This window comes from Bacteroides sp. ZJ-18 (genome assembly GCF_011038705.2).
Lineage (GTDB): Bacteria > Bacteroidota > Bacteroidia > Bacteroidales > Bacteroidaceae > Bacteroides > Bacteroides hominis.
In genome coordinates, this window is record NZ_CP072198.1 from 3,564,056 (window position 1) to 3,588,313 (window position 24,258).

At 38.4% G+C, this 24,258-nt stretch carries 23 protein-coding genes; 2 read left to right on the forward strand and 21 right to left on the reverse strand.

The annotated features are described in order from the left end of the window. The 7 genes from G7Y45_RS14340 to G7Y45_RS14370 form a co-directional block, all read right to left on the reverse strand. Positions 1 to 1,647 carry a M56 family metallopeptidase gene (locus G7Y45_RS14340; RefSeq protein WP_165015170.1) on the reverse strand — a complete coding sequence of 549 codons (1,647 nt, stop codon included), beginning with the start codon at positions 1,645 to 1,647 and terminating at the stop codon, positions 1 to 3. A 4-nt stretch (positions 1,648 to 1,651) separates the two neighbouring features. Then, complete coding sequence (locus G7Y45_RS14345; protein WP_005778094.1) at positions 1,652 to 2,017, reverse strand: BlaI/MecI/CopY family transcriptional regulator; 366 nt, start codon at positions 2,015 to 2,017, stop codon at positions 1,652 to 1,654. A gap of 149 nt (positions 2,018 to 2,166) precedes the next feature. Continuing rightward, positions 2,167 to 3,480, reverse strand: coding sequence for a Na+/H+ antiporter NhaA (gene nhaA, locus G7Y45_RS14350; RefSeq protein WP_005820467.1), 1,314 nt, complete (start codon positions 3,478 to 3,480; stop codon positions 2,167 to 2,169). Positions 3,481 to 3,524: 44 nt separating this feature from the next. Next, entirely contained in the window at positions 3,525 to 4,703 is a 1,179-nt protein-coding gene (locus G7Y45_RS14355; protein ID WP_165015174.1) for a sodium:proton antiporter, read from the reverse strand. Positions 4,704 to 4,847: 144 nt separating this feature from the next. Continuing rightward, positions 4,848 to 6,629 (reverse strand): translation elongation factor 4, encoded by a 1,782-nt coding sequence (gene lepA / locus G7Y45_RS14360; protein WP_165015177.1) that lies wholly within the window; start codon positions 6,627 to 6,629, stop codon positions 4,848 to 4,850. Between the two features lie 125 nt (positions 6,630 to 6,754). Then, the gene (locus tag G7Y45_RS14365; protein ID WP_005778103.1) at positions 6,755 to 6,955 is read right to left on the reverse strand and encodes a winged helix-turn-helix domain-containing protein; all 201 of its coding nucleotides are present in this window, start codon (positions 6,953 to 6,955) and stop codon (positions 6,755 to 6,757) included. 146 nt (positions 6,956 to 7,101) lie between these two features. Continuing rightward, the gene (locus tag G7Y45_RS14370) at positions 7,102 to 7,566 is read right to left on the reverse strand and encodes a C-GCAxxG-C-C family protein (protein WP_005806471.1); all 465 of its coding nucleotides are present in this window, start codon (positions 7,564 to 7,566) and stop codon (positions 7,102 to 7,104) included. 70 nt (positions 7,567 to 7,636) lie between these two features. Here G7Y45_RS14370 and G7Y45_RS14375 point away from each other — a divergent pair, with 70 nt between their 5' ends. Then, a complete protein-coding gene (locus tag G7Y45_RS14375) occupies positions 7,637 to 8,047 on the forward strand; it encodes a secondary thiamine-phosphate synthase enzyme YjbQ (RefSeq protein ID WP_005806473.1) in 411 nt (136 codons plus the stop codon). A 1-nt stretch (position 8,048) separates the two neighbouring features. Here the strand turns inward: G7Y45_RS14375 and G7Y45_RS14380 are convergent, their stop codons facing one another. Then, complete coding sequence (locus G7Y45_RS14380; protein ID WP_005778108.1) at positions 8,049 to 8,810, reverse strand: exodeoxyribonuclease III; 762 nt, start codon at positions 8,808 to 8,810, stop codon at positions 8,049 to 8,051. 10 nt (positions 8,811 to 8,820) lie between these two features. Next, positions 8,821 to 10,074 (reverse strand): Nramp family divalent metal transporter, encoded by a 1,254-nt coding sequence (locus G7Y45_RS14385; RefSeq protein WP_005806476.1) that lies wholly within the window; start codon positions 10,072 to 10,074, stop codon positions 8,821 to 8,823. A gap of 142 nt (positions 10,075 to 10,216) precedes the next feature. Here G7Y45_RS14385 and G7Y45_RS14390 point away from each other — a divergent pair, with 142 nt between their 5' ends. Continuing rightward, positions 10,217 to 10,609: a hypothetical protein gene (locus G7Y45_RS14390; RefSeq protein WP_005778111.1), complete on the forward strand. Its 393-nt coding sequence runs from the start codon at positions 10,217 to 10,219 to the stop codon at positions 10,607 to 10,609. A gap of 150 nt (positions 10,610 to 10,759) precedes the next feature. Here the strand turns inward: G7Y45_RS14390 and G7Y45_RS14395 are convergent, their stop codons facing one another. From G7Y45_RS14395 to G7Y45_RS14450, 12 genes are all read right to left on the reverse strand, one after another. Next, on the reverse strand, positions 10,760 to 11,005 hold the full coding sequence (locus tag G7Y45_RS14395) for a TIGR03905 family TSCPD domain-containing protein (protein ID WP_005778113.1): 246 nt from the start codon (positions 11,003 to 11,005) through the stop codon (positions 10,760 to 10,762). Continuing rightward, positions 11,005 to 11,742 carry a YebC/PmpR family DNA-binding transcriptional regulator gene (locus G7Y45_RS14400; protein ID WP_005778114.1) on the reverse strand — a complete coding sequence of 246 codons (738 nt, stop codon included), beginning with the start codon at positions 11,740 to 11,742 and terminating at the stop codon, positions 11,005 to 11,007. Before G7Y45_RS14400 ends, G7Y45_RS14395 begins: the two co-directional genes overlap by 1 nt. A 98-nt stretch (positions 11,743 to 11,840) precedes the next feature. After that, positions 11,841 to 14,303 carry a phenylalanine--tRNA ligase subunit beta gene (gene pheT, locus G7Y45_RS14405; protein ID WP_165015180.1) on the reverse strand — a complete coding sequence of 821 codons (2,463 nt, stop codon included), beginning with the start codon at positions 14,301 to 14,303 and terminating at the stop codon, positions 11,841 to 11,843. Between the two features lie 150 nt (positions 14,304 to 14,453). Further along, entirely contained in the window at positions 14,454 to 15,407 is a 954-nt protein-coding gene (locus tag G7Y45_RS14410) for a glycosyltransferase family 4 protein (protein WP_005820481.1), read from the reverse strand. A 116-nt stretch (positions 15,408 to 15,523) separates the two neighbouring features. After that, a complete protein-coding gene (locus tag G7Y45_RS14415; protein ID WP_165015183.1) occupies positions 15,524 to 16,420 on the reverse strand; it encodes an NAD(P)-dependent oxidoreductase in 897 nt (298 codons plus the stop codon). Between the two features lie 30 nt (positions 16,421 to 16,450). Continuing rightward, positions 16,451 to 17,263, reverse strand: coding sequence for a glycosyltransferase (locus G7Y45_RS14420; RefSeq protein ID WP_005820486.1), 813 nt, complete (start codon positions 17,261 to 17,263; stop codon positions 16,451 to 16,453). A gap of 12 nt (positions 17,264 to 17,275) precedes the next feature. Continuing rightward, positions 17,276 to 18,256, reverse strand: coding sequence for a glycosyltransferase family 4 protein (locus G7Y45_RS14425; RefSeq protein WP_005820487.1), 981 nt, complete (start codon positions 18,254 to 18,256; stop codon positions 17,276 to 17,278). Further along, positions 18,253 to 19,275 (reverse strand): glycosyltransferase family 1 protein, encoded by a 1,023-nt coding sequence (locus tag G7Y45_RS14430; RefSeq protein ID WP_050550834.1) that lies wholly within the window; start codon positions 19,273 to 19,275, stop codon positions 18,253 to 18,255. The genes G7Y45_RS14425 and G7Y45_RS14430 overlap by 4 nt, the downstream gene beginning before the upstream one ends. Positions 19,276 to 19,280: 5 nt before the next feature. Then, positions 19,281 to 20,423, reverse strand: a complete 1,143-nt coding sequence (locus tag G7Y45_RS14435) for an EpsG family protein (protein ID WP_005820491.1) — start codon at positions 20,421 to 20,423, stop codon at positions 19,281 to 19,283. A 62-nt stretch (positions 20,424 to 20,485) separates the two neighbouring features. Further along, a complete protein-coding gene (locus tag G7Y45_RS14440) occupies positions 20,486 to 21,769 on the reverse strand; it encodes a hypothetical protein (protein WP_005820493.1) in 1,284 nt (427 codons plus the stop codon). A 31-nt stretch (positions 21,770 to 21,800) separates the two neighbouring features. Further along, the gene (locus G7Y45_RS14445; protein ID WP_005820495.1) at positions 21,801 to 22,679 is read right to left on the reverse strand and encodes an alpha-1,2-fucosyltransferase; all 879 of its coding nucleotides are present in this window, start codon (positions 22,677 to 22,679) and stop codon (positions 21,801 to 21,803) included. A 7-nt stretch (positions 22,680 to 22,686) separates the two neighbouring features. Continuing rightward, on the reverse strand, positions 22,687 to 24,246 hold the full coding sequence (locus tag G7Y45_RS14450; RefSeq protein ID WP_137569249.1) for a lipopolysaccharide biosynthesis protein: 1,560 nt from the start codon (positions 24,244 to 24,246) through the stop codon (positions 22,687 to 22,689). Positions 24,247 to 24,258: the final 12 nt, after the last annotated feature.

Below are 24,258 nucleotides of genomic sequence, written 5' to 3' on the forward strand. Positions count from 1 at the left end.
TTACCAGTTCTCTCTGAGTATCTGTTTCATTTTCAACACTGTCCCCATATTACATTCACGATCAACCTTGACCCTCACACTAAGTTTCCGGCCATCTTTCAGTTTCTCCCGATAATCGGTTACCGCCTGTTGTAACTCCTCTGCCGTAGGATTCTTCAATTCTTTAAGCAAATCCTTACCGGACATAAAATTCAACTCGATCCCACTCAGACAATCTCCATTTTGGGAGCCAAACTTCTTCAAATTCTCATATTGCGAAACAACGATGGGGAATTCCTTGTCAAGAAAATCTTTACTATCATTACCCGAAGCAATAGCAATGCTGTCACGTATTTCGGTATATGCATCGTAAACCGCCTGCAATGCCTGCCTTGCTTCATCCACGTTGGTTCCTCTGTCACACCAGAACCCAACAATCTGTTCGTCTTTACGACCAGACTTTTCTTTCTCTCTCCGTTGTTTATACAAAAGCTTTTCCTTAACTTTATCCTTCAGATTTTCTTTGAGAACATAATCTCCATCGAACAGCATCACATTCCTGGCATTCATTAGCAATTGATTCATCCGGTTCTCAGGGGTAGTAGGGGCAACCTTCTTTCCAAATTTCCGAAGGTTGTAGGCCTCCTCTTCATTCCTCAACAGTTTCGACAGAGTTTGATAATCCATTGCTTGTTTCTGGTGCAGTCCGGGCACTGTCTGTACAAATGTCTCCTTCACTTCGGGCCGGGCGAACGCATAAAGCGTTCCGGCCATCACGGGCACAAAAAGCAACAGCTTCAAACGTGCCCACCCATTGGTTCTTTCTTTCAACATCATGGTAATTCGGTTTTTAAGTTTACTGTGATTGAAACCGTTGGCCATAGAGTAGAGCCTTGTACCAACAGCCTTTTTCACTAACAAAAGTTGATATCTCGTTGCATCGATGCCATTATTTATCACTCCGTCGTCTGCCTCAAATTCGTGAACTTCCTGTAACTCACGTTTCAACAGCCACACGGCCGGATTAAACCAGAATAGAATGAGAAGAAGTTGAATCCACAATAAATCCAGCGTATGCCAACTACGCAAATGCATCACTTCATGCAGCAGAATTTCTTGTGAATGACCATAATCCGCTTCAGAAATCACAATAACCCTCCCCCAGCTAAAAGAACCTACCGTTTGAGAAGTCAATGCCAATGTATACTTTCCGTATCTGCTCCTCCTGGCATGTAATATCAGACGCCACATACGAATCGCAGACAGTACAAAGCCTAAGAACACTACGACGCTCCCTATCAAATAGACAACTCCCCCTACTCTTATTAATTCATGCCGGAATGTGATATCAGGAGAAGTATGTCGTACCCTTTCAGGCGAGTTTGCCAACCGCCCCATTCCTCCTTCCTGAACCAACTCCAACGAAGAATCGGAATAACCTTCTTCCACCAATACACGATGGATGACCTGAAAAGGAGTATGGAAGAGATGCTCTTCCTCAGTAGTAAACTCCATCAAAGGGAGGACGACACATACCGACATCCCCACCAGCAATGTCAATCGGTTAAAGCGAAAGAAAGTGCTGCGGCTCAGCAACGCTCGATAAAACACATAAAATAATATCAGGCAGAAAGCTGACTTGAGCAGGTAAAACAAGAAAGCTCCCATAAGATTATTTTTTACGTCCTTGTTCTATCTGGCGAATCAAAGCTTTCAGGTCTTCAACAGATAACCCTTCTTCCTCAATAAATGCCGATACAACATTGGTGTAGGAATTATCATAATATTGGGAAACAACTTCATGAAGAGCGGAGCGCTTATACTGCTTCTCTGAGATCAAGGCAAAATACTGATAGGTATTGCCATAAGCTTTATATCCGACAAACCCTTTCTCTTCAAGACCCCGTACGATAGTAGATACTGTATTATAATGGGGTTTGGGCTCGTCATAATACTTCAGAAGTTCACGGACAAACATTGCACCTTCTTTCCAGAATATGCGCATGATCTCTTCTTCTTTGGCAGTAAGTCTTTTCATCGTAATTAAGAATTAAAAGGTTCTGATACCACAAAGATAATAAATCATTCAGAACAAACAACTGCAACTATTAGTTATTCAACTAATACCATAAGTTATTTAACTAATCTTAGCAGGAGATTAGAAGACCACCTTATTATATAAGAAAATTATCTTTTCCGGGGCAAGACCCAATGCAAAACCAGATATCCCAATATACCTGCTATTACCGTACCGGACAAAACACCGAGTTTAGCTTGGTTCAACAATACGGGGTGAGTGGAGCCAAACGAAAGATTGGCAATAAAGAGTGATACCGTAAAACCAATGCCTCCCAATAATGCCACTCCGGATATGTTCTTCCAGTTCATCCCTAAAGGCATTGGAGTGAGTCCACTCTTGATGGCCAACCAGGTAAAAGAATAAATCCCAAGAAACTTGCCAGCCAACAGCCCCAGAGCAACCGCATAGGTAACTCCGCCAATGACCTCGCCTTCACCACTGAACATAACACCGGCATTGACAAAAGCAAATAATGGAAGAACAAGGTAATTCACCGCACCATGAAGATTATCTTCAAGTGATTGAAGCGGACTGATGACTCTGTCGGAAGCCGACTCAACCTCCTTCAGCTTAGCTATCTGCTGGTTGGTCAATACGATATTATTTGCTCCCATTTCGGGGAATGTACTGATAATACGCCGGATACGCTCAATATAAGTACCGACATTCAACTGAGGTTTAGCGGGAATGACAAAAGCCAGAATGACACCGGAAATCGTACTATGGATACCCGATTGCAGGAAAAGATACCAGATAACCACCCCAACGACTAAAAAGAAAATCTTATTAGTGGCTCCTTTCTTACCTATAAAATATAACAGTACGTAAAGTAATGCCGCCCATAACAAATACTCATAAGCCACATGTGAACTGTAAAAGATAGCAATCACCAAAATACCGCCTATATCATCGACTACCGCAAAAGCTGTAAGGAAGATTTTCAAACTTAGCGGCACACGCTTGCCCAACAGACTGAGTACTCCCAAGGAAAAGGCAATATCGGTCGCCATGGGGATAGCCAACCCTTGTCCTCCTTCAGTGCCCGGAGCACAAATCATGGAATAGATTACAACAGGCACTACCATTCCGCCACATGCGGCTATGAATGGCAGTGCAGCTTTACGAAACGAAGAAAGCTCACCTACCAGCAACTCCCTCTTAATCTCCAACCCGACCATCAGGAAAAAAATCGTCATCAATCCGTCATTGATGAACTCAATCATTGTCAGATTGTGTCCCGCATGCGAAAGTAAATTAAAGCCTCCGATACGGAAATGAAGTTCGTGCGACAAAAATTCCTGATACACCGGTGCCACAGGAGAGTTAGCAATTACCGCAGCAGCAATCGCTGTTACAAATAATAAAATACTCGCCGTAATATTCATCGACGAGAAATCCTTCATCGAACGTAAAACTGTCATAATATGTATTTATAGAATTAGGTTTAAGTAACTTTATGCCTTTGCTAAGTTGTATAACTCCGCAATGCCAACTTCTTCACCCATAGAACAAAGATGCCGGTCAGGATCAGGTTTAACACGATCGTAAGCACTGAGATCACTAAAGCAGGACCACCCAGATTGTATCCAAGGGCAATAAAAATAATTCCGGCTCCTACTTCACCACGGGTAAACATACCGATAGAAAGTGCCAGTCGTTCGCTGAACTTCCGGTCCCGGTAAAAGAATACGGGGAATAACTTACCTATGTTTGAAAGCAGTGAAACAATCAACACATGCAACGTTATCATTCCCCATGACATCATTTCCTGTGAGCCTGTCACCGAATGGGTTCCGGCATGCGTCTCTGCAAAGTTCACCCCAATAAAATACGGCATACTGAGTCCGACTAAAAACATAAACAGGAACGAGACTCCCGTCGAAATTTTGTGCTCCACCGGAGTATCTATCTCTTTGTGTTTCATGATCATACCCAGAACAAAAGCCGGCAACAGCACTTCGATATGAATGCTGCCCTCTTCGCCATACAACTGCTTGCTGAAGTAATAAACAGCCTGTGTAGCAACAAAAACAAGTACCGAATAGCCCATTATCGCTTTCCAGTCCTGACGCCAGTTATATTTGCCCAACTGTTTCCAACCTAATGAAAGCAGCAAAAAGACGATAAAGATAACCACAATCAGTTGCCAGCGCATACCGATCATCATTATCTGCAGAGGAATCATCAATAAAATCGTATCAAGGTCATCGAAGATAGCCAACACCTGAATCTTTTTATAAATCCAACTTGACTTAAGTCCGATAGCAGCGAGCATTGTGAAAAGGATACCTGCCGACGTAGGAGCGGCAAAACGGCTTAACAGCAAATTCTCTTTCCACGCCTCCCAACTACTCCAAAACTCAGGAGGAAGAAGTACAAACACATAATAAAGGGCAATCAGGAACCAAGGCATAGCGGCAGTAGCCATCGCAATAAAATAATCTTCAGCGTAACTTCGCCAACGGGTCTTATCTACTTCAAACTCACGCCCGACATTAATCATAATAAAACTCAGGCAGACATAAAGAAGAATACTAGATACAGTTTTTACAGCAGCATATCCTTCACCTGCCAATGATGGCAGGAATTGTGATAGTAAAAGGCCAATAATCAAAAAGGCCGAAAAAGACAGAACTTTTCTCATTTTTATTGTTTATCGTTGTTTTAAAGGCAATTGCCAGGGAAAGCTCTGCGGACAGATGGCAATTACCTGGTATATTAGAAACTGGCTGCAACGAAATTTGTTCAGAAAGATTTCTGCTTTTTATCACGTTGCAGCCCTTATTTCCTAATCCAGTTTAAGCACGGCAAGGAACGCCTTCTGCGGCACTTCCACGTTGCCGATCTGCTTCATACGTTTTTTTCCTTTTTTCTGCTTCTCAAGCAATTTACGTTTACGGCTGATATCACCTCCGTAACATTTCGCCGTAACATCTTTACGCACAGCCTTGATCGTCTCACGTGCTATGATTTTGGCACCGATGGCAGCTTGGATGGCAATCTCAAACTGCTGTCTCGGAATCAGTTCTTTCAATTTTTCACACATCCGACGTCCCATATCGTAGGCATTATCGAAGTGAGTCAAGGTGGAAAGCGCGTCAACCGATTCGCCATTCAACAGAATATCCAGTTTCACCAACTTAGACGGACGGAAACCATCCGGATGATAATCAAACGAAGCATAACCTTTCGAGATACTCTTCAATCTGTCATAGAAGTCGATCACAATCTCGCCCAAAGGCATATTGTAAAACAGCTCGACGCGGTTTCCAGATATATATTCCTGCTTCAACAGCTCTCCCCGCTTGCCAAGGCAAAGCGTCATGATAGGTCCGATATAATCGGTAGTTGTAATAATGGAAGCTTTGATATAAGGCTCTTCTATGTGGTCAATCATTGTCGGATCGGGCATACCGCCGGGATTATGAACTTCCGCCATATTGCCTTGCTTATCGTAGATATGATAAGATACGTTAGGAACCGTAGTAATGACGTTCATATCGAACTCACGATCCAGACGCTCCTGTACAATTTCCATGTGAAGCAACCCCAGGAAACCGCAACGGAAACCGAATCCCAGCGCCAAAGAAGATTCCGGCTGGAAAGTCAACGAAGCATCGTTCAACTGCAACTTCTCAAGCGAAGCCCGCAGATCTTCAAATTCTTCGGCCTCAATAGGATAAACTCCGGCAAACACCATCGGCTTCACCTCTTCAAATCCGGCAATCGCTTTATCACAAGGACGGGCTACATGGGTAATCGTATCTCCCACTTTCACCTCTTTCGAGGTCTTAATACCGGAAATGATATATCCAACATCCCCCGTCCGTAATTCTTTACGGGGAACCATTTCCATCTTTAACACTCCAATTTCATCGGCAACGTATTCCTTTCCGGTATTAAAGAACTTCACTTTGTCCCCCGCACGGATAACTCCGTTCGTGATTTTGAAATAAGCTATAATTCCACGGAAGGAGTTGAATACAGAGTCGAAGATCAAAGCTTGCAACGGTGCGTCTTCATCACCTTTCGGATGAGGTATACGCTCTATTACTGCTGCCAGTATTTCTTCAACCCCCATACCCGTCTTACCGGATGCACGGATAATTTCATCCCTCTTGCATCCCAGCAACTCTACAATCTCGTCTTCCACCTCTTCGGGCATGGCACTCGCCATATCGCATTTATTAATGATCGGAATGATTTCAAGATCGTGCTCAATAGCCATATAAAGATTTGAGATGGTCTGTGCCTGGACCCCTTGTGATGCATCTACAATAAGCAACGCACCTTCACAGGCAGCTATCGAGCGGGACACTTCATACGAAAAGTCAACATGACCCGGAGTATCAATCAGGTTCAAAATATACTTTTCCCCCCTGTATGTATACTCCATCTGTATGGCGTGACTTTTAATTGTAATCCCCCTCTCCTTCTCCAGGTCCATATCATCAAGCATCTGCCCTTCTGTCACTTGAATGGTATTAGTGAACTCCAACAAGCGGTCCGCTAATGTTGATTTACCATGGTCGATATGAGCTATGATGCAAAAATTTCTGATTTTATCCATCTGATACTATTATCTTAATTTAATTTGGTGCGCAAATATACACAAATGCCAGAACATAAAAAAATGCGCTGATAACATATCATAATGTATCAACGCATTTTTTTATTGGGGAAGTAGCCCACTCCTTAGTTCAATGTAACGAAGATTTCACCTTCGATTTCCTGAGTAGAGATCTTGTCTTCTCTCAACAGCCATCCGAGGCCAAGGAACAAATCTTTATCTACCAACTTAGTCGCTTTCTTAATCTGCTTGGCAGTCAGTCCTTCTGTTCCATTCAGTGCATTCCAGATTTTACCTGCAATTTCACCTGCTTTTTCTTTCAACATTTGCTTTAGAAATTTTAGTTAGACATGAGTTAAAACCTGAACAAATCAGATTTTATTTCGGCTGCAAAGATAGTTATAATTATGTTATATAACAGATTATTAGTAAGTTTTTTCTCTTCTTTGTAATGAAAACATCAATTTAACAGCTATTTTTTCTGTTTTTCGAGATATTCAGCCCATATTCTGGCTGCTTCTTCTACCATTTTCGAACAAGGTCTTTTGGCATAGTACTGTTCTGTCCGGGCCTCCGGTTCGGATGAAACCGGCGCTTTCTTCTTTAAACCAAGCAGTTCGCCACAATTCAACGAACCATTTCGTTTCTTGAATTCGGCTGCAAGCTCTTGCACCAAAGCATAATTGGCAGCCTTCCCTTCACGATCGGCTCCGTCGACAGCTCCCTTCTCCAATCCGGCAAGCAGAAACATGCCACAAGCCGCTCCGCACGTTTCACGCATGCGCCCGATACCTCCACCGAACGAAGCAGCCATACGCAGTGCCTGTTCTTCAGTAAATCCATACATATCGGCAAACGCAGCTACTACAGACTGCGAACAATTATAACCGCTCTTAAAAAGCTCAGAGGCCCGGTTTATTCTATCTTCCAGTGTCATTTTATATCTTTTTAATTTCTTGCAAATTTATTAAAAAAGTATCTTTGCCGGCAACTAACCAATGATTTTTATGGCAACAACCTTCGACATACGACTGCCGCACTATCCGCGCGGCTTTCATCTGATCACTCATGACGTCCTCTCCCTTATCCCTGAATTACCGGAAAACGGACTGTTGGTCGTGTTCATCAAACACACCTCGGCAGGCATCACCATCAACGAGAATGCAGATCCGGACGTGCGCCATGATTTTAATACGTTTTTCAACAAACTGGTACCCGATGGGGCACCTTACTTCATCCATACCGAAGAAGGACCGGATGATATGAGCGCACACATTAAGGCATCATTAATAGGAACATCGGTCACCATTCCCATCCGAAACCACCGGCTCAACCTCGGAACCTGGCAGGGCATTTACCTATGTGAGTTCCGTGACGGAGGAGACAGACGCAAACTGAGTATCACCATTCTCGAATAATTCAGCCGACTTCCAATGCCATCGGACAATGGTCGGAATGAACGGCATTGTTCAAGATAACGGCCTCTTTCAATAAAGAGCGCACCGGTTCGCTTACCATACAATAATCAATTCTCCACCCCTTGTTCTTAGCGCGTGAGTTGAAACGATAACTCCACCAGGTGTACTCTTGCTTTTCGGGATAAAGCGTGCGGAAGGAGTCGATAAACCCTGCGGACAGGAAGCGAGTCATCCATTCCCGTTCTTCAGGCAAGAAACCACTGTTGGTGGCATTACGTACAGGATCATGAATATCGATGGGTTCATGACAAATATTATAATCCCCGCAAAGAATCAGATTCGGACGGGATTTTCGCAGTTCGGTCACATACTTTTGGAACGCTTCAAGCCAAACCATCTTAAAAGCCTGACGTTCATCTCCGCTCGTACCCGAAGGATGATAAACACTTACCACCGACAAGTCGCCAAAATCCGCACGGATAAAACGCCCTTCATTATCATACTCTTCGATACCCATCCCATATTCGATGTGGTCGGGCTCGATTTTGGTCAATATGGCCACTCCGCTATACCCTTTCTTCTGTGCAGAGTAAAGATATGCTTTATATCCAAGCGCCTCGAATGCCTCTGCCGGATATTGGTCGGGTTGCAATTTGGTTTCCTGCAAACAAAGCACATCGGGATTCTCTTCTGCCAACCATTCGGGCAACCCTTTATTCACCGCGGCACGAAGTCCGTTCACGTTATAAGTTATAATTTTCATCGTCTATATTTTATGAGAACAACAACATGATATTCAATACAGTCACTATCGCAGCAATGGCATAAAGCACAAACGTGCTCCATCTGCTGTTTACATAATCTCCCATCACCTTACGCGAAGAGGTCAGACCTACCTGTAAGAAAACGGTAAACGGAAGCTGGATACTCAGCACCATCTGGGAAATGATCAACCCCTTAAACGGATCACCGATAAAGAAGATCAACAGCAACGCAATGCCCAACGATAAAATGACTCCTACCTGAGAGTGGCTGTCCTTGATGTGATAAGATTCACCAAAAATACCGGCAAAAATAGATCCGGCTGCCATCCCGCTGGTGATTGTAGACGAGATACCTGCCATAAGTAATGCCAGAGCAAAAACAATGGCTGCATTGCTACCAAGCAAGGGTTCAAGCAATGACTTTGCCTGTTGCAATTCTTCCACCTGGATACCGCTTTTAAAGAAAGTAGCGGCTGCCAGCAGAATCATAGCACTGTTGATGGCCCATCCCACAATCATGGAAAAGAGGGTATCAAACAGTTCATACTTTAATACCTTTTTTATAGATGCATCATCTTGCTTGTTATATTCGTGGCTTTGAATCACCTCCGAATGGAGGAAAAGATTATGAGGCATCACCACCGCTCCCAATACACTCATAATGATAAGCATACTTCCTTTGGGTATAGACGGTGTCACCCAACCTTCGATTGCCATAGGCCAGTCAATGTCTACCAGAAAAAGTTCATAAATGAACGACAGCCCGATCACCGATACAAAAGCGATAATAGAGCGTTCGATTTTCTTATATGAATTTGTAAAAAGCATAATGGATACAAAAACAGTTGTCAGCACCGCTCCCCAGATAATTGGAATATCAAGCAGCATCTCCAGAGCGATAGCCCCTCCCAGTATTTCGGCCAGCGATGTGGAGATGGAAGCGAGTACGGCTGTACCCAGAATAGGGCGTGATACCCACTTAGGAGTATACTGTGTGGCAGCCTCCGAAAGGCAAAGTCCGGTCACAATCCCCAAGTGGGCAACATTATGCTGCAATACGATCAGCATGATGGTGGACAGCGTGACCACCCACAACAGTGAGTAACCAAATTCTGAACCTGCTGCAAAATTAGAAGCCCAGTTGCCCGGATCAATAAAACCTACAGTAACCAATAAACCGGGACCAATATATCTGAAGACGTCCAAACCTCCCAGATAGCGTTTGTGGTCTTTACTTCTCAAATCTTTAAAAATATTTTTCATAAGGATGTCATGTCTCTTGTTTTTCCTCTAATTTACAGAATGTATCTACAAAGATAGCTATTAATAACAAGCAAGAACCTTGTTCGGTTCACTTTTAACAACTATCTTTGTTCCATATTCACACATTAAAAAGATTAAGCAAATGAAAAAAATCATTCTCGGAGCTTGCGCTGTTCTTTTCACGCTGGCTTCTTGCCAACAAGCTAAACAAAAGGTTTTCGAACTGGCTTCTGAACAAGTAAACAAACAGTGCCCTATCACTGTAGATGAAATGACAAGAATGGACAGTACCACTTATTCAGGCAAAGACAATACATTTACCTATTTCTATACCCTGAGCGGACAGGCTGACGATCCTACCATGTCGGAACAATTAAAGAAATCACTTGAAGAAACGCTCCCGGAAACTATAAAGAACACTGAAGAGATGAAAGTGTACAGAGAATCAGATGTGACGATTAAATATATTTATCTGTCAGGTAAAACGCAAGAAGAGCTGATGCAGGTAACAGTTACTCCCGAGATGTATAAATAAGAAGCTGTATTCTATTTAAAAATAAGGGAGGCGATGAACTGTCAGTTCATCGCCTCCCTTATTTTTAAATAGAGCCTTTAAATGGTGCAAACAGAAGCTACGTTCGTAGTTGACAGAGGCTCTGTTTACCCCAAATACAGACTTTGTTTTTTAGAAACCCATCTCGTGCAAAGCACGGCATAGTTGGTCGGGACATGAAGTAGAACGAGTCCCGCAACGGACCCCTTCAAGTCTCGTGATCACCTCTGACACAGGCATTCCCGTCACTAAACGTGAAATGCCCTGCAGGTTGCCGTTACATCCACCCCAAAAAGCAATTTCCTTCACGATGCCATTCTCAACATCCAATTCAATGTTCGTGCTGCAAGTGCCCTTGGTTTTATAAACGTATTTCATTATTCTTCGCCTTCGTCCTCAGCAGGTTTCATGTTTGTGTACACATTCTGTACATCTTCATCTTCTTCCAGACGCTCTACCATCTTATCGATCGTGGCACGTTGTTCCGGAGTCAGGTCCTTTTCATCATTCGGAATACGGGTAAACTCAGCACCCTTCACTTCGAAACCATTCTCTTCAAGATATTTCTGAATCTGGGCAAATGACTTCGGATCACCGTAAAGTGTGATTTCATCACCATCTTCATCATATTCTTCTTCTACTCCGTAATCAATCAGTTCCAGAATCAGATCATCCATGTCCACACCTTCTTTCTTTGTGATAGTGAACATTGACTTCCAGCTGAACATAAAATCAAGGCTACCCGAAGTACCCAATGTTCCGCCAAACTTATTGAAGACACTGCGAACGTTAGCCACAGTACGGGTCGTATTGTCTGTAGCAGTTTCTACAAATACTGCAATACCAAACGGACCGTAACCTTCATAATTCATCTCTTTGTAGTCCTTTTGGTCCTTGCCCATTGCATTCTTGATAGCGCGTTCCACGTTATCCTTCGGCATGTTCTCACGTTTGGCAGTGGCAACTACTGCACGCAGATGCGGGTTGTTTTCAGGATCGGGACCACCGGCTTTTACAGCGATAGCAATTTGTTTACCGATTCTCGTAAATGTACGGGCCATGTTGCCCCATCTTTTCAGCTTGGTAGCTTTTCTATATTCGAACGCTCTTCCCATTGGTTTAAAATATTTGCCTCACCCCGCTTCCTCTATCGCGATAGAAAAAGCGAGCGTGAGTTTTATTAATTATTTAATTGTTATTTTTATGTTCCGTATTATCTGAGCTTTGCTCCCAGTTTATCTTCAAGGTTCTTCACCAGTTTCGACATGATTTTATCAATCATTTTATCGTTCAGAGTCTGACTCTCGTCCTGAAGCAGGAAGCTGACAGCATACGATTTCTTACCGGCTTCAAGATTCTTGCCTTCATAAACATCGAATAAAGAAACTTCTTTCAGAAGCTTTTTCTCCGTTTCATAAGCTATCTTCTCGATCTCGGCAAACTGTACTTTCTTATCCAGTAACAGAGCCAAGTCACGTTTTACGGCCGGGAACTTAGAGATCTCTTTATAGCTTACTTTCACTGAACGGATGGCTTTCATCAACTCTTTCCAGTTCAGGTCTGCATAATAAACTTCATTATCGATATCAAAAGCTTTCAGCAGTTTCCTGGTAATTACACCGAACGTAGCCAGTCTCTTGCCACCTTTTGTGTTCACAGTCAAGGCTGTAGAATAAATATCGTCACTCAGGTTACCCACCACCAGTGTATGCAATTCCAGTCCCAAACGTTTGAGAATATTCTCTACGTAAGCTTTCAGTTCATACACAGAACTGTTTTCATCTGCATGTGCCCAAGAGTTTGATACCATCTTACCGGTTACCCACAAGCCCAAATGGTAGTCTTCTGAATAAGGAGCCAATACCTTTTCCGGATTCTTCTTTTCTGCATCAAAGTGATAACAGTTACCGAATTCAAAGAATTTCAAGTCGGCATTCTTACGGTTTGCATTGTGAGCAATGCTTTCCAAGCCACCGAACAACAATGTCTGACGCATGCAATTCAAGTCTGCACTCAAAGGATTCAAGAGCATCACCAGATTCTTGGCAGCATAAGTTTCCATACCATCGTAATAGGCTGCCCGAGTCAAAGAGTTATTCAGTATTTCGTTGAAACCGCAACCAACCAGTTGTTCGGCTACCAGATTCTGTAACTTATTCGACTTGTCACAATCTCCTTTAGTAGTCAGACTCGACTTCAAAGTCGATGGAATTTCCACATTATTGTATCCGTAGATACGCAGGATATCTTCGATTACATCACAATCACGCTGTACATCTACCCGATAAGGAGGTACTGCCAATGTCAGTCCTTCGGCTGTCTCGTTCATGATTTTCATTTCAAGACTGGCAACAATGCTCTTAATCGTCTCTACCGGAATCACTTTACCAATCAGGCTGTGTACCTTTTCGTAAGTCAACTCGACAATAAAATCCTGTGCAGGAGCAGCACAGATATCTTTAATCTCCGAAGAAATGGTACCTCCGGCGAGTTCTTTCACCATCATAGCTGCCAGTTTCAGACAGTAGATAGTGATATTCGGATCAATACCTCTTTCGAAACGGAAAGAAGCATCTGTATTCAGACCATGGCGACGGGCAGTCTTACGTACCCATGTCGGATGAAAATAAGCACTTTCGATAAACACATCCGTTGTGGCCTCTGTAGAACCGGAATCAAGACCTCCGAAAACACCTGCAATACACATGGCGTCTTCTTTGTTGCAAATCATCAGGTCACGTTCATTCAACTTACGTTCTACTCCGTCCAGTGTAACAAACGGTGTACCCTCCGGCATTGTTTTCACAATCACTTCGCCACCTGTTATTTTGTCCGCATCAAAGCAGTGAAGCGGCTGCCCGAAAGCATGAACAATGTAGTTAGTAATATCCACTACATTATTAATAGGCCGCAATCCGATGATACGCAACTTATTCTGCAACCATTCCGGGCTCTCTTTTACTGTAACGCCTTTCACGGTAACGCCTGCATAACGAGGGCATGCTTCACTGTTTTCCACAGTTACCTTGATATCCAGATCATGATTTTCGACAGCAAAAGCATCGACAGACGGCTTGGTTAATACAGCTTGTTTACCATTCTGTATCAGATAAGCATACAAGTCACGCGCCACTCCATAGTGTGAACAAGCATCCGCACGGTTCGGAGTAATATCTACTTCAAGTACATAGTCGCTCTTTACATTATAATAATCTTTGGCAAGTGTTCCCGGCACTGCGTCTTCCGGCAATACAATGATGCCGTCATGTGATGTTCCGATACCAATTTCGTCCTCAGCACAAATCATACCAATAGACTCTACACCACGAATCTTCGACTTCTTGATCGTAAAACATTCGTCACCATCATAAAGCTTCGTGCCCAGAGTGGCAACAACTACTTTTTGTCCGGCAGCGACATTAGGTGCTCCGCACACAATCTGAGTAGGTTCGCCGTTACCCAAATTTACGGTTGTGATGTGTAAATGGTCTGAATTCGGATGTTCAACGCAAGTCAGCACTTCGCCAATCACGAGGCCTTCCAGTCCGCCTTTAATCGTTTGAACTTCTTCCACTCCACCTGTTTCCAGTCCGATAGAAGTCAGCGCAGCCGCCACTTCATCGGGCGTCAGATCGAAATTGACATACTCTTTCAGCCAATTATAAGAGATATTCATATCATTAAGTTTTTTATGTTTTCAAAAGTGACCCGCAAAGTTAATAAGATTTTTTGGTTGACAGGGAATGAATGCTTATAAAAAAACTCCCGGTCACCTTTAAAAAAGGATGACCGGGAGGCTTTTTTCATCAGACTTGCCACCGAAGCATCATTCTGTCATCTGATGCAGGTGGAAATATTTCTTCATAAACAAGACATACACTACACTTAATACGATGATTGCTCCCATCAAATAGCAATAACCATTGCCGGGAATTAACAGATAGCCAACTATAATTACAGCTTGTGACATCATATAAATCAATGAGACCACCACATGTGGAATTTTCAATTCATTTGCCATCAACTGGTATAGATGCTTGCGATGCGGCAAACCAATATTTTCATGTAACATAAGCCGATGGATAATAGTCAGTACACTGTCTACTCCATACACCGCAAGCAAAACGATCCAACTGAAATTCTCTGTTCGAATTATTAGTTTGCCTACCAAAAAAAGAACAACGAAAGCAATACTGACCGATCCGACATCTCCGGCAAAGCATTTTGCTTTCTTGCGAAAATTGAAAAAATTAAATACCAATACCGCACAAAGCATAGTGTATATAAGATCCCCTTCCACAAAATGAACCATTTGCATATTGACAAAGGCTAAAGCAAGTAATACAATTAAAGAATAACCTCCTGTTATGCCATTAATCCCGTCCATAAAGTTATAAGCATTAATAATTCCCGTACAAACAATCAGGGCAACAAAGACCGTCCACCAAGGCAAACTGAACAATCCCCATTGATAGAACATTAAAGCCATTGCCGTAAAATGAAAGACTAAACGCAATCCTTGCGAGGTAGAACGGATATCATCCACAAAACTGATAAAAGTAATCAAGGTCAAGGCCAATATGAACCAGGGATATTCGAAATGGTTTGTCAGAAAATAAACCAACGCCCCCAAATAAAAGATAATTCCCCCACCCCGCAGCGTGATCCGGGTGTGCGAACTACGCTCGTTAGGTTTATCGATAATGTTACATTTATCAGCGATACGAAAATAAAGAAGTTCTACTAAGAATAGCAGAACTAAAATCATCAAATAATACATAAATTATTCATTCTTGTCTATTAAATGAAACCAAAACTGAAGCCCTAAAAAGACTAAAGCTGCCAATCCCATCAAAAGCCCTATTATCCAAAGAAGAATATCCACCACACTTTCTTCTATTCTATTCGAAAATTCTCTAAAACATTCATAGGTTTCCATCCAAGTTCTCGTACTGCCTTTTCATTACTAAAGGTCAAAGAGCTTGTGATTTTGCGAAGTTTCAAAGAATTAATCGGAGCTTTTGCTCCCAGACAGTCGCCCATTACAGCCATACTTTTAGCCAACCAATAAGGAATAGATATTGGTGTTTTTTTATTCAATTGTTTACACATTACCATCTCTAATTCACGAAAACTCGGCTGGTAACTATCACAAGCATTATATATTCCACCCTTTTCTATTAACATAGGAAGAAGATTTGCAATATCCTGAACCATCAGTACACTCTTTCTTGCTTTTCCTCCTGCAATACTCAGATACTTATTAGTTTTAATCCCATGAATCATCGCTCCTAAATTTCCCGGAGGATTAGGTCCGGCAATCAATGAAGGACGAAGTATACTTAACTTCACATTATGCATAATACACCACCCTTCCAAGTATTTCTCAGCCTTAATCTTACTCAAAGCATAAGGAGTCGTTCCATTTAAAGGATGCTCTTCCGTGATATTCTCACCCGAATCACAACCATAAACGGCAACGGTACTAATAAAAATGAAAGCTTTAGGAATACCACTATTCTCTAAAGCAGTGCATAAGTTCTTGGTACCCTGAAGATTTACATCAAAAAAGAGTTGTTTTTCTTCTTCTGTTTTAGGAATAGAATGCGCTTTACCTGCAGCATGGAGTACAACATCGTACTTGATATTCAGTTTAGGAACATCCGACACTAAATTTATAGTATAGTTATCCCGAAGAGTCAGCCCTACAGTCCTAATTTGATATTTATCTTTCAGTAGAGAATAAAGATTGCTGCCTAAAAAGCCAGAAGCACCAGTAAAAAGAAGATTCATTTTAGATAATTCTACAATAATTTAAAGAAGTTAGTCTCTCAGAAATTTTCTATAAAAGACTAAACGTAAATAGTTAGGTAAAAGACGTATTACAAAGTGTATCGGTGTACTTTTTACTAATCCTCCCAAGGATATAAAATGCATCTTCCACATTTCACAATGAAACTTCAATTCATTAACAGCATATGTCCACCCTCCACGACGTTCCAACATAGCAGTCGAAAATCGAAAATAAAGAAGACTTTCTTGTATATTATAAAATTTAGCTCCACTATTCAACATCCTTACCCACAAGTAATAATCCTCCAAAAGAGGAAAATGTCGATAGCCACCTGCCGCCAATACTGCACTCTTTCTGAACATCACTACAGGATGATTTATAGGATTTCTCATTTGAGCAAATTTATATATATCTTTATGGTGTTCTGGAAGTCTACGAGTTGATATTACATTATTACAATTATTTTCAAACTCATCAACCCATGCTCCAACAACATCTACTTCTGGCATTTTCTGAAAAACATCTATTTGCTTTTCGAAGCGATTACGTTTTGCAATATCATCAGTATCCATACGAGCCACCAATTCAAACGTACAATGACTTAGTCCTTCATTCAAAGCCTTACCCAAACCTTGATTAGTTGACAATGTTATAACTTTTAATCTCGAAAATCGAATAGAAAAATTAGCTATTATCCGCTCTAAATCATCTGTTAAAGGTCCATCTTTAACTAAAACGATCTCATCTGGTAGTAATGTTTGGTTAAAAATACTATCCAAACTTTGCTGAAAAAAAACAGGCTGTTCTTTTTTATAAACAGATAAAAGGACTGAATATTTCATAATATCGGATACCTATTGAGAGGAGCTTACTTTTTTATAAATGTCATACAAGCTTTTTTGTATTTTTTTTTCACTAAATATATTTCTTATAGCGTCAATATTAACTTTTACATTCATAGCTTTGTCAATTGATGCCACAAAAGCACTTTTATCTCCATACGGAAATACTGTATATCCACTCACATTTTGAAGATGGTCAACAATTCGAACTCTATTAGATACCAAAACAGGAGTACCACAGTTTAAAGCTTCTAACACTACGTACGAGAAAGCTTCATATCGAGATGGAACTACTAATAAAGATGCTTGAAAATACAATTTTAACAATTCACTATCCGACAATTTATTATGAATAATAAAATCATTACGCAAATTAGTAGAATCATTTGTAACACAATGTATTTCATATTTATTTTGAGGTAACTCTAACAAATAATCTGGAGATTTATTACTATCATTACGTCCCACAAATAATATCATATTCTTCTTTCTTTCTACTACGTTTACTGTGGAAGAGTTTCTAAAAAGCCAATTAGGTAATAGTACTGTAGATTTATTATAGCGAGAAAAAAAATTAAAATCTTCATGATTAATACACACTATTGTAGAAATCTTAAATAATAGAGGGCGTAATAATACATAAAAAAACAATCTACCCAAGATCGGCTTTTCCAATGCGTTAAATGGATGAAAATGAGGAGTATAAACAACTTTTTTTCTAACATTCAGTGCAACTAAAAGACTTTGCCAGACTGTAAAATTAGCAAAACCATGCACGTGTACTATATCACAATTACTATCAATTATAGTTCGTTTCAATGATTTCTTTTTAAAAAAACGCTTATTAAAAATAGTTCTGTTTTCAATAGACTCTATAGAAGCCATTTGCACTTCCACCTCTGAAGAACAAAACATTTTACAAATATTATAACAATGTCTTTCAATTCCTCCAAAAGGACCCGCAGGATTTTCTGCTATCAGTAATATTTTCATTTTAATATTTTCTCATAAAGTTCAACAACTTCTTTCCAAGACTTTGGTATGCCATTTTGCAAATAATGAATATATTTTTGTTGATATTTGACAAGCTTACTATTATTTCCTTCTGTGATTTCTTTCAATATAACTTTAGGAGCTTCACTAGAAGATGTTTTAACATACATCGTTTTGAGTAATTGAGGAGTGCAAGAGCCTTCGTATGACACAACTAATGTCCCATTAGAGATAGCAGCAAGAAAAGAGCCTCTTCTTTCTGAAAGTCCATCAGGAAATGGCAAAAAAGTAACTTTAGATTCATTTAATAGAGAAGCAACCTCCTTATTCTCTCGATTATAGATTTGCTCAACCCTTGCATCTGCATATGTATTTAGCAATTTATCTATATATAACTTATGCTCTGGAAGAATTTGCCCTATTAAACATATTCTTGCATTTTCCCTGTTTTTCCTTAAATACAAAGCCGCCACAAAAAAATCTTCTAAACCTTTCTCTGGTCTCAAGAGCCCAAAATAGCATAAATCAATAGATCTACAATCCCAGTCTTTAATTACATTACAAGCCTCAATATTTGAGACTATTTTCACAACGCCCATCCTGTTAAGTGAAATTTTATAATATCTATGTGCGTACTCTTTTTCATATTCACTTGTCAAGATTACTTTATGCGATATAAAAAATAGTAAAGATGCTAATTGAGCCTTTAGAGTTCTTTGAGATAATTCATGCAATACGACTACCACCTTTTTATCGGTAAACAAAGAATAATAAATACAAAGCAACTGAGGCAATAGATTCCACCCATACCCTAAAGTAGGATATTGGATAACTATATGAGAGAATTGAAACTTACTAATATCCGACTTTTTCTGAAAAAATGTAGATATCTTCCAAACAGAAGAATTATACAGACTCCACTTATCTCTATCTGCAGCCTTTAAAAAGCATGCAGTATAATCACCGACTCCACATATATCAGGTGGGTAGGATCCTGTTATCATTAAATATTTATTCATTGAAATTAATTAATAAATGCCCAAAATGGAGTATATGGTATATATAAATCAGGATATATGCTTAATGCATTTACCAATTGCAAAAAACCATACAATCCAAGAACTAAGCAGAAAACAGTTTTTAGTCTTCCAGATGTATAAGAATATATTCGTGCTACAAGTACTATTTCAATCAGCGCAAAATAGGTTGTCAAGATTTGAAAAAAAGATCCAATAAAACATAGATAACCAATAAACCCAATGACATAAAGATTATAAAAAAAACAGGTCATTGGGTCTACCTTACTCTTTTTGAAAACATAAATATAAAAACTTAACAGTATACTCCTCTTAATAACTGCCAACGTTGTTGAAAGTAACAAGCTTCCCGTACTATAAGTCATTGCGGCATCTTCTGTATCAGAATAAACCAGCATTTTATCTACAATGGGATTATTGATAATAGTAGATAACAGCTTTCCTGCATATTCCATCATTTTAATAGGAAGTTGAAATACGCCTATTAAGAGAGCTAGAATTAAGAAAAAGATTGTTCTCTGTAAAGAAAATATTTTCCGAGAAACGAAAACTGAAACAATATTTACTAATGCCGAACGATGAAAAGCAAATGCCAGCCCCCAATATATAGTATACCATTTCTTTTTATTTTGATATATAAAATAAAACATCCAAAGCACAAAGACCAATGACATCATTCTTCTATTAGAACCCATAAAATGAGATATCATAAAGTTGGTATAGAAGAAGAATAATGATAAATTTGGATATGGAGATATTTTGTTTAATAGCTTAGATAGCAAAAAAATAGTTATACCAGAATTAATTAAAAGAAAGAGTACATAATTATCAGTGAATACCCTTATTATTGCATTAAAGAATAGATACCCAACATCAAATGAATTGGCCATCAATAAAAAACTCAAATCAATTTTGATTTCCTGAAAAAGTAACAAATATGAATTCCAGTCCGTTCCAGTCTCCCATCTACATCCAATAACAAGAAATAGTATAAATGAAGAAAGTAAAAAACTAAACTTTTTATAATAGGAAAATTTTTGAGAAGATTCTAACACAACAAAAAGCCATAAGTATAACAACAAAAATAAATACAAATGACCATTTTCTAAAATTAAATTTATTCCAGACAAAATTTATCAAAAAGCTTTAAGAAGATACGTAAAAAAGCACAAAACATTATGCCATTACAATACTAATAAATATTATTATCTAAATATTTATCATCTAAAAGATGTATTTGAGATTCCAAACGAGAATATGGATGTAACAAACGAATAAGCAGGAAATAGCGTTCATAGCCCAAGATAGAAAATAACATTTTCATAAACAGATTAAAATATTTCAACTTTTTTTCAGCATTAGGGAAATTCTGTTTGGTAAGTTTATCTAAATTCGATTTAGTTGTCACTATTAATTTTTTTTTAGCTAATAATGAATAAAATACACCATTTATAAGAAAAGGATTATCATCTTTCATTCCCTTAGAAACCATCGATCGATATAACCGACGATGAACACTAGTAACAACATTACCATTACTATAAAAGCCATAGCTATATTGTAAAGAAATAAAACAGTCAAAGAATTTCACATTTTCTATTATAGCTTTCCCATACATAAAAAGTATTTTTTCAATATCACTATATTTTTTTATATTTAAAATATTTTTTTGAACAGTTCCACCTTTCTTCAACTCTTTATAATCATATCCAGAGTAATGTACAAAAATCACCCGATCTTTCCTATCTTTATTACAACGTGACCTTACATACAACTGATTATCTTCTTCAAAAATTTCACGCTCATAAAAATTCCATGGAGCGATATTCATCCCCAAGTTAAAAGATATCTTCAATTCTTGTGGAGAGAAAAAAGAAGGGAGAAAGTCCATCCACTTTTGATCAGTATACAAGAAATTATAACTGTCTATATAACAATCATTGCGAAGTCTAGCATGCCACCACTTAAGCATTTGTAGAGCTGAAGCACTACGTTTAAGTCCGCAAAATCCAAGATTATACATTCCGCAACTATGCCAAATATTTTCAGGAGAATCACTTAAGCCTTTATCTAATATTTGAGTTATATGGGGTGTTAGTAATATGTTACATTCATCCAACATTTTAAAAATTTGTCCAATACTACTGTAGAAATATATATCTGGATCTAAATATATTATCTTATCAAAATTTGTATTTTCAAATAAATATAAAAAAGAGGCAGGCTTTATGGATGTACAGAATTCCGTTAAATTATATTTAAAACTCATTTCATGCCATGTACCAACATCTAAACCCAAACATTCTTTAGCGATTAATACATTAGCAGGAAGTTTACTCCTTAAATCTTCGGAAACTTCATCTGCAACAATAATATAAAACGATAAATCACCATAATACTTACGTATAGAAGACTCTAGTATTAAAGCCAAACCAATATAATTTTTAGCAACTATAGTAAAGGCACAATTTTTCATTTGAATATCTTATTTTAAAATTACTAGCTACTCATTCTATCATTATCCATTTTTGGGGATAATAATCTTTAGTTTCTATATCTTTTATAAAACATTTAGGGTGAAGAACTATTCCATTAGAATAAGGAGAAAGCCAAGCCGCCCACCAACTGAATGTGCTATTAGCATTAATATGATGCCTACATTCAGACATCAAATACATATCTCGCCAAGAGTCTTTCCCCTTATTACAATCTACATAATACATATTCTCTGTTCCAAAAGTTTTCATACACCAATTTATATCATTAGAGAAAATATAAAAATTAGGCTCTAAAATTTTTTCTTTAAGATATAGAATTGCTTTCTCATAGTAATCTATTGTACAAACTCCATTAAATTGATAATAAGGGTCAGAAGGTTTATCTAAATAATCTCCTCTCCGAATGTGAATAGACACACTATTATTGTCTAAAAATATTTTATTAAACCACTCTGTAAAATACGGAGAATTTGTAACTTCTGGAAATTTAAAAACCTTTTTTACCTCAAACTCAATATCTTTAAAATATTTTTCACTATGCCACCCTCCCCAATAAAAACTTATAAAGTTAGAACTAGGTTTTAATAGTTCCTCTCGATAATCATAATTTTTAGGTTCATAGATCATTCTTATACCCACCAATGAAAACAATCTATTAACTATCCTTTTATTAAAAATATATCCATAAAAGTAGCTAATAATCTTATCTAAATAATTTCTATTTAGCTCTATCCCAAAAACTCGTTTTAATTCTGCCCCATTATGTACATTAGTTGATTTAGGATCAAATATAACATGGCAATTCAAATTATCTTTTTTTTTTGCTAAATAAAAGGCATATTGAGACATTTGATTGCCCAAACCATTAAAAATAACAACAATATCCATTATACATTTATTTTATTTCTATATTGTTTGTATGATTACTTATACCTAACCGCTGGACAAGTACAGTTTTTACTAATCTCTTTTCCGAATCATTAATACCTATAAAATAAGCCGAGATAGCAAGAAATACCAATGAAGTTATTGAAGATAATATCAACCGAACGAAAGACTCTTCTTTTATTATATACCTTACACAATAGACTACGCAAAATGTTATTATACCAACTAAAAGCATAGGTATAACAACTGAGCAAAAAAAGCGTCCAAACGGAAAATTCATTTCCATTTTAATGCATATACAACTCATAATAAACAAAAGTATTTCTAATCCAAATGCAAGTTGCATACAAACAATAATATCCATACCACGCTCACAACAAAAATAACAAATAGGTAAATACATAAAACTAAGGAAACTCCCCCCTAACTGCAAATTCCGGATACGCCCCATTGCTAAATAAATAGGAGAAAAAGCACTGGCAATCGAATGTATAAAACATATTACTATGCCCCAACAGACAAATTCTTGAGTATATGCAGGAAACGATTTTAACCATATAGTAAGTATATAATGTGATTCTAACAAAAATGGAATCATCATAACAAGAATAAGATAACCTTGGGCCTTTGCCGAAACGAAAGTTAAATTAATACTACGTTCAATATTACCTTGACTATAAGATTTTGTTATTTGAGGTGATATTGCAATTCCTATATTTGAGGCAAAACTATTGAAGACAGACATCACCTGCATACTAATGCCACGTGCTGCATTAAGTGACAAATTATAGAAAATATTAATTATAATATTCATGCCTTGATCTTTTAAGATACCCGCTGCCGTTCCAATACCCATCCATATAGAAAAAGAAGTCATTTGTTTAGAAATATTCTTATTTAAAATAAAATGGTATTTCGATTCCTTAAAATGAAAATTACAATATATCCCATAAATAATACGAGACATAACACTTACCAGAACTAAAAGAAAAGCATAAACACATAATCTATCGAATGTGACACTAGACAATGATAAAACTACAACAACTTTAGCAACAGATTCTAACACACTCATTACAGCATAAAAGTCCATGCGTTCATGAGCTATAATAATAGCTTGATATGGTACTACAAGAAGATTCATTGAAAAAACAAATAAAGAACAATAAAAAACAAAGTAAGCCGCTTTTATTCTATCTGGAGGTATATTAAGATATCTACTTATAAAATACGATCCCAAAATAAATCCAATTACAAATACAACTATTGCTATAATAATAAGCAAGTTAATTATTGTAGATATTGTTTCCTTCAACTTATCTGGATCACCTACGCCTATTTCATACATAATAAAACGAGCGGCTGTACCTGAAAAAGCTCCTGTCAAAATAGACAACATAGAAACAAAGCCTCCCACCAAAGAATATAAACCAAAGTCATCTACCCCCAGCACCTCCAGCACTACTCGACTAGTATATAAACCAATAGCCATGGCGAAAAATAACCGTATATATAAATATATGGTATTTTTTAATATACGTCTATTATTTACCGAGTTGTTTAACATCTCAAAAGGACA

What these genes read in the sequence shown, in the direction of transcription:
- G7Y45_RS14395 (WP_005778113.1), bottom strand. Translation starts at nt 11,005, where the DNA reads ATGAAATACGTTTATAAAACCAAGGGCACTTGCAGCACGAACATTGAA.
- G7Y45_RS14410 (WP_005820481.1), bottom strand. Translation starts at nt 15,407, where the DNA reads ATGTATTATTTGATGATTTTAGTTCTGCTATTCTTAGTAGAACTTCTT.
- pheT (WP_165015180.1), bottom strand. Translation starts at nt 14,303, where the DNA reads ATGAATATCTCTTATAATTGGCTGAAAGAGTATGTCAATTTCGATCTG.
- G7Y45_RS14370 (WP_005806471.1), bottom strand. Translation starts at nt 7,566, where the DNA reads ATGACACTGGAAGATAGAATAAACCGGGCCTCTGAGCTTTTTAAGAGC.
- G7Y45_RS14420 (WP_005820486.1), bottom strand. Translation starts at nt 17,263, where the DNA reads ATGAAATATTCAGTCCTTTTATCTGTTTATAAAAAAGAACAGCCTGTT.
- G7Y45_RS14385 (WP_005806476.1), bottom strand. Translation starts at nt 10,074, where the DNA reads ATGAAAAATATTTTTAAAGATTTGAGAAGTAAAGACCACAAACGCTAT.
- G7Y45_RS14425 (WP_005820487.1), bottom strand. Translation starts at nt 18,256, where the DNA reads ATGAAAATATTACTGATAGCAGAAAATCCTGCGGGTCCTTTTGGAGGA.
- G7Y45_RS14375 (WP_005806473.1), top strand. Translation starts at nt 7,637, where the DNA reads ATGGCAACAACCTTCGACATACGACTGCCGCACTATCCGCGCGGCTTT.
- G7Y45_RS14440 (WP_005820493.1), bottom strand. Translation starts at nt 21,769, where the DNA reads ATGAAAAATTGTGCCTTTACTATAGTTGCTAAAAATTATATTGGTTTG.
- G7Y45_RS14445 (WP_005820495.1), bottom strand. Translation starts at nt 22,679, where the DNA reads ATGGATATTGTTGTTATTTTTAATGGTTTGGGCAATCAAATGTCTCAA.
- G7Y45_RS14390 (WP_005778111.1), top strand. Translation starts at nt 10,217, where the DNA reads ATGAAAAAAATCATTCTCGGAGCTTGCGCTGTTCTTTTCACGCTGGCT.
- G7Y45_RS14340 (WP_165015170.1), bottom strand. Translation starts at nt 1,647, where the DNA reads ATGGGAGCTTTCTTGTTTTACCTGCTCAAGTCAGCTTTCTGCCTGATA.
- G7Y45_RS14345 (WP_005778094.1), bottom strand. Translation starts at nt 2,017, where the DNA reads ATGAAAAGACTTACTGCCAAAGAAGAAGAGATCATGCGCATATTCTGG.
- nhaA (WP_005820467.1), bottom strand. Translation starts at nt 3,480, where the DNA reads ATGACAGTTTTACGTTCGATGAAGGATTTCTCGTCGATGAATATTACG.
- G7Y45_RS14400 (WP_005778114.1), bottom strand. Translation starts at nt 11,742, where the DNA reads ATGGGAAGAGCGTTCGAATATAGAAAAGCTACCAAGCTGAAAAGATGG.
- G7Y45_RS14415 (WP_165015183.1), bottom strand. Translation starts at nt 16,420, where the DNA reads ATGAATCTTCTTTTTACTGGTGCTTCTGGCTTTTTAGGCAGCAATCTT.
- G7Y45_RS14430 (WP_050550834.1), bottom strand. Translation starts at nt 19,275, where the DNA reads ATGAATAAATATTTAATGATAACAGGATCCTACCCACCTGATATATGT.
- G7Y45_RS14365 (WP_005778103.1), bottom strand. Translation starts at nt 6,955, where the DNA reads ATGTTGAAAGAAAAAGCAGGTGAAATTGCAGGTAAAATCTGGAATGCA.
- G7Y45_RS14380 (WP_005778108.1), bottom strand. Translation starts at nt 8,810, where the DNA reads ATGAAAATTATAACTTATAACGTGAACGGACTTCGTGCCGCGGTGAAT.
- G7Y45_RS14450 (WP_137569249.1), bottom strand. Translation starts at nt 24,246, where the DNA reads ATGTTAAACAACTCGGTAAATAATAGACGTATATTAAAAAATACCATA.
- G7Y45_RS14355 (WP_165015174.1), bottom strand. Translation starts at nt 4,703, where the DNA reads ATGAGAAAAGTTCTGTCTTTTTCGGCCTTTTTGATTATTGGCCTTTTA.
- lepA (WP_165015177.1), bottom strand. Translation starts at nt 6,629, where the DNA reads ATGGATAAAATCAGAAATTTTTGCATCATAGCTCATATCGACCATGGT.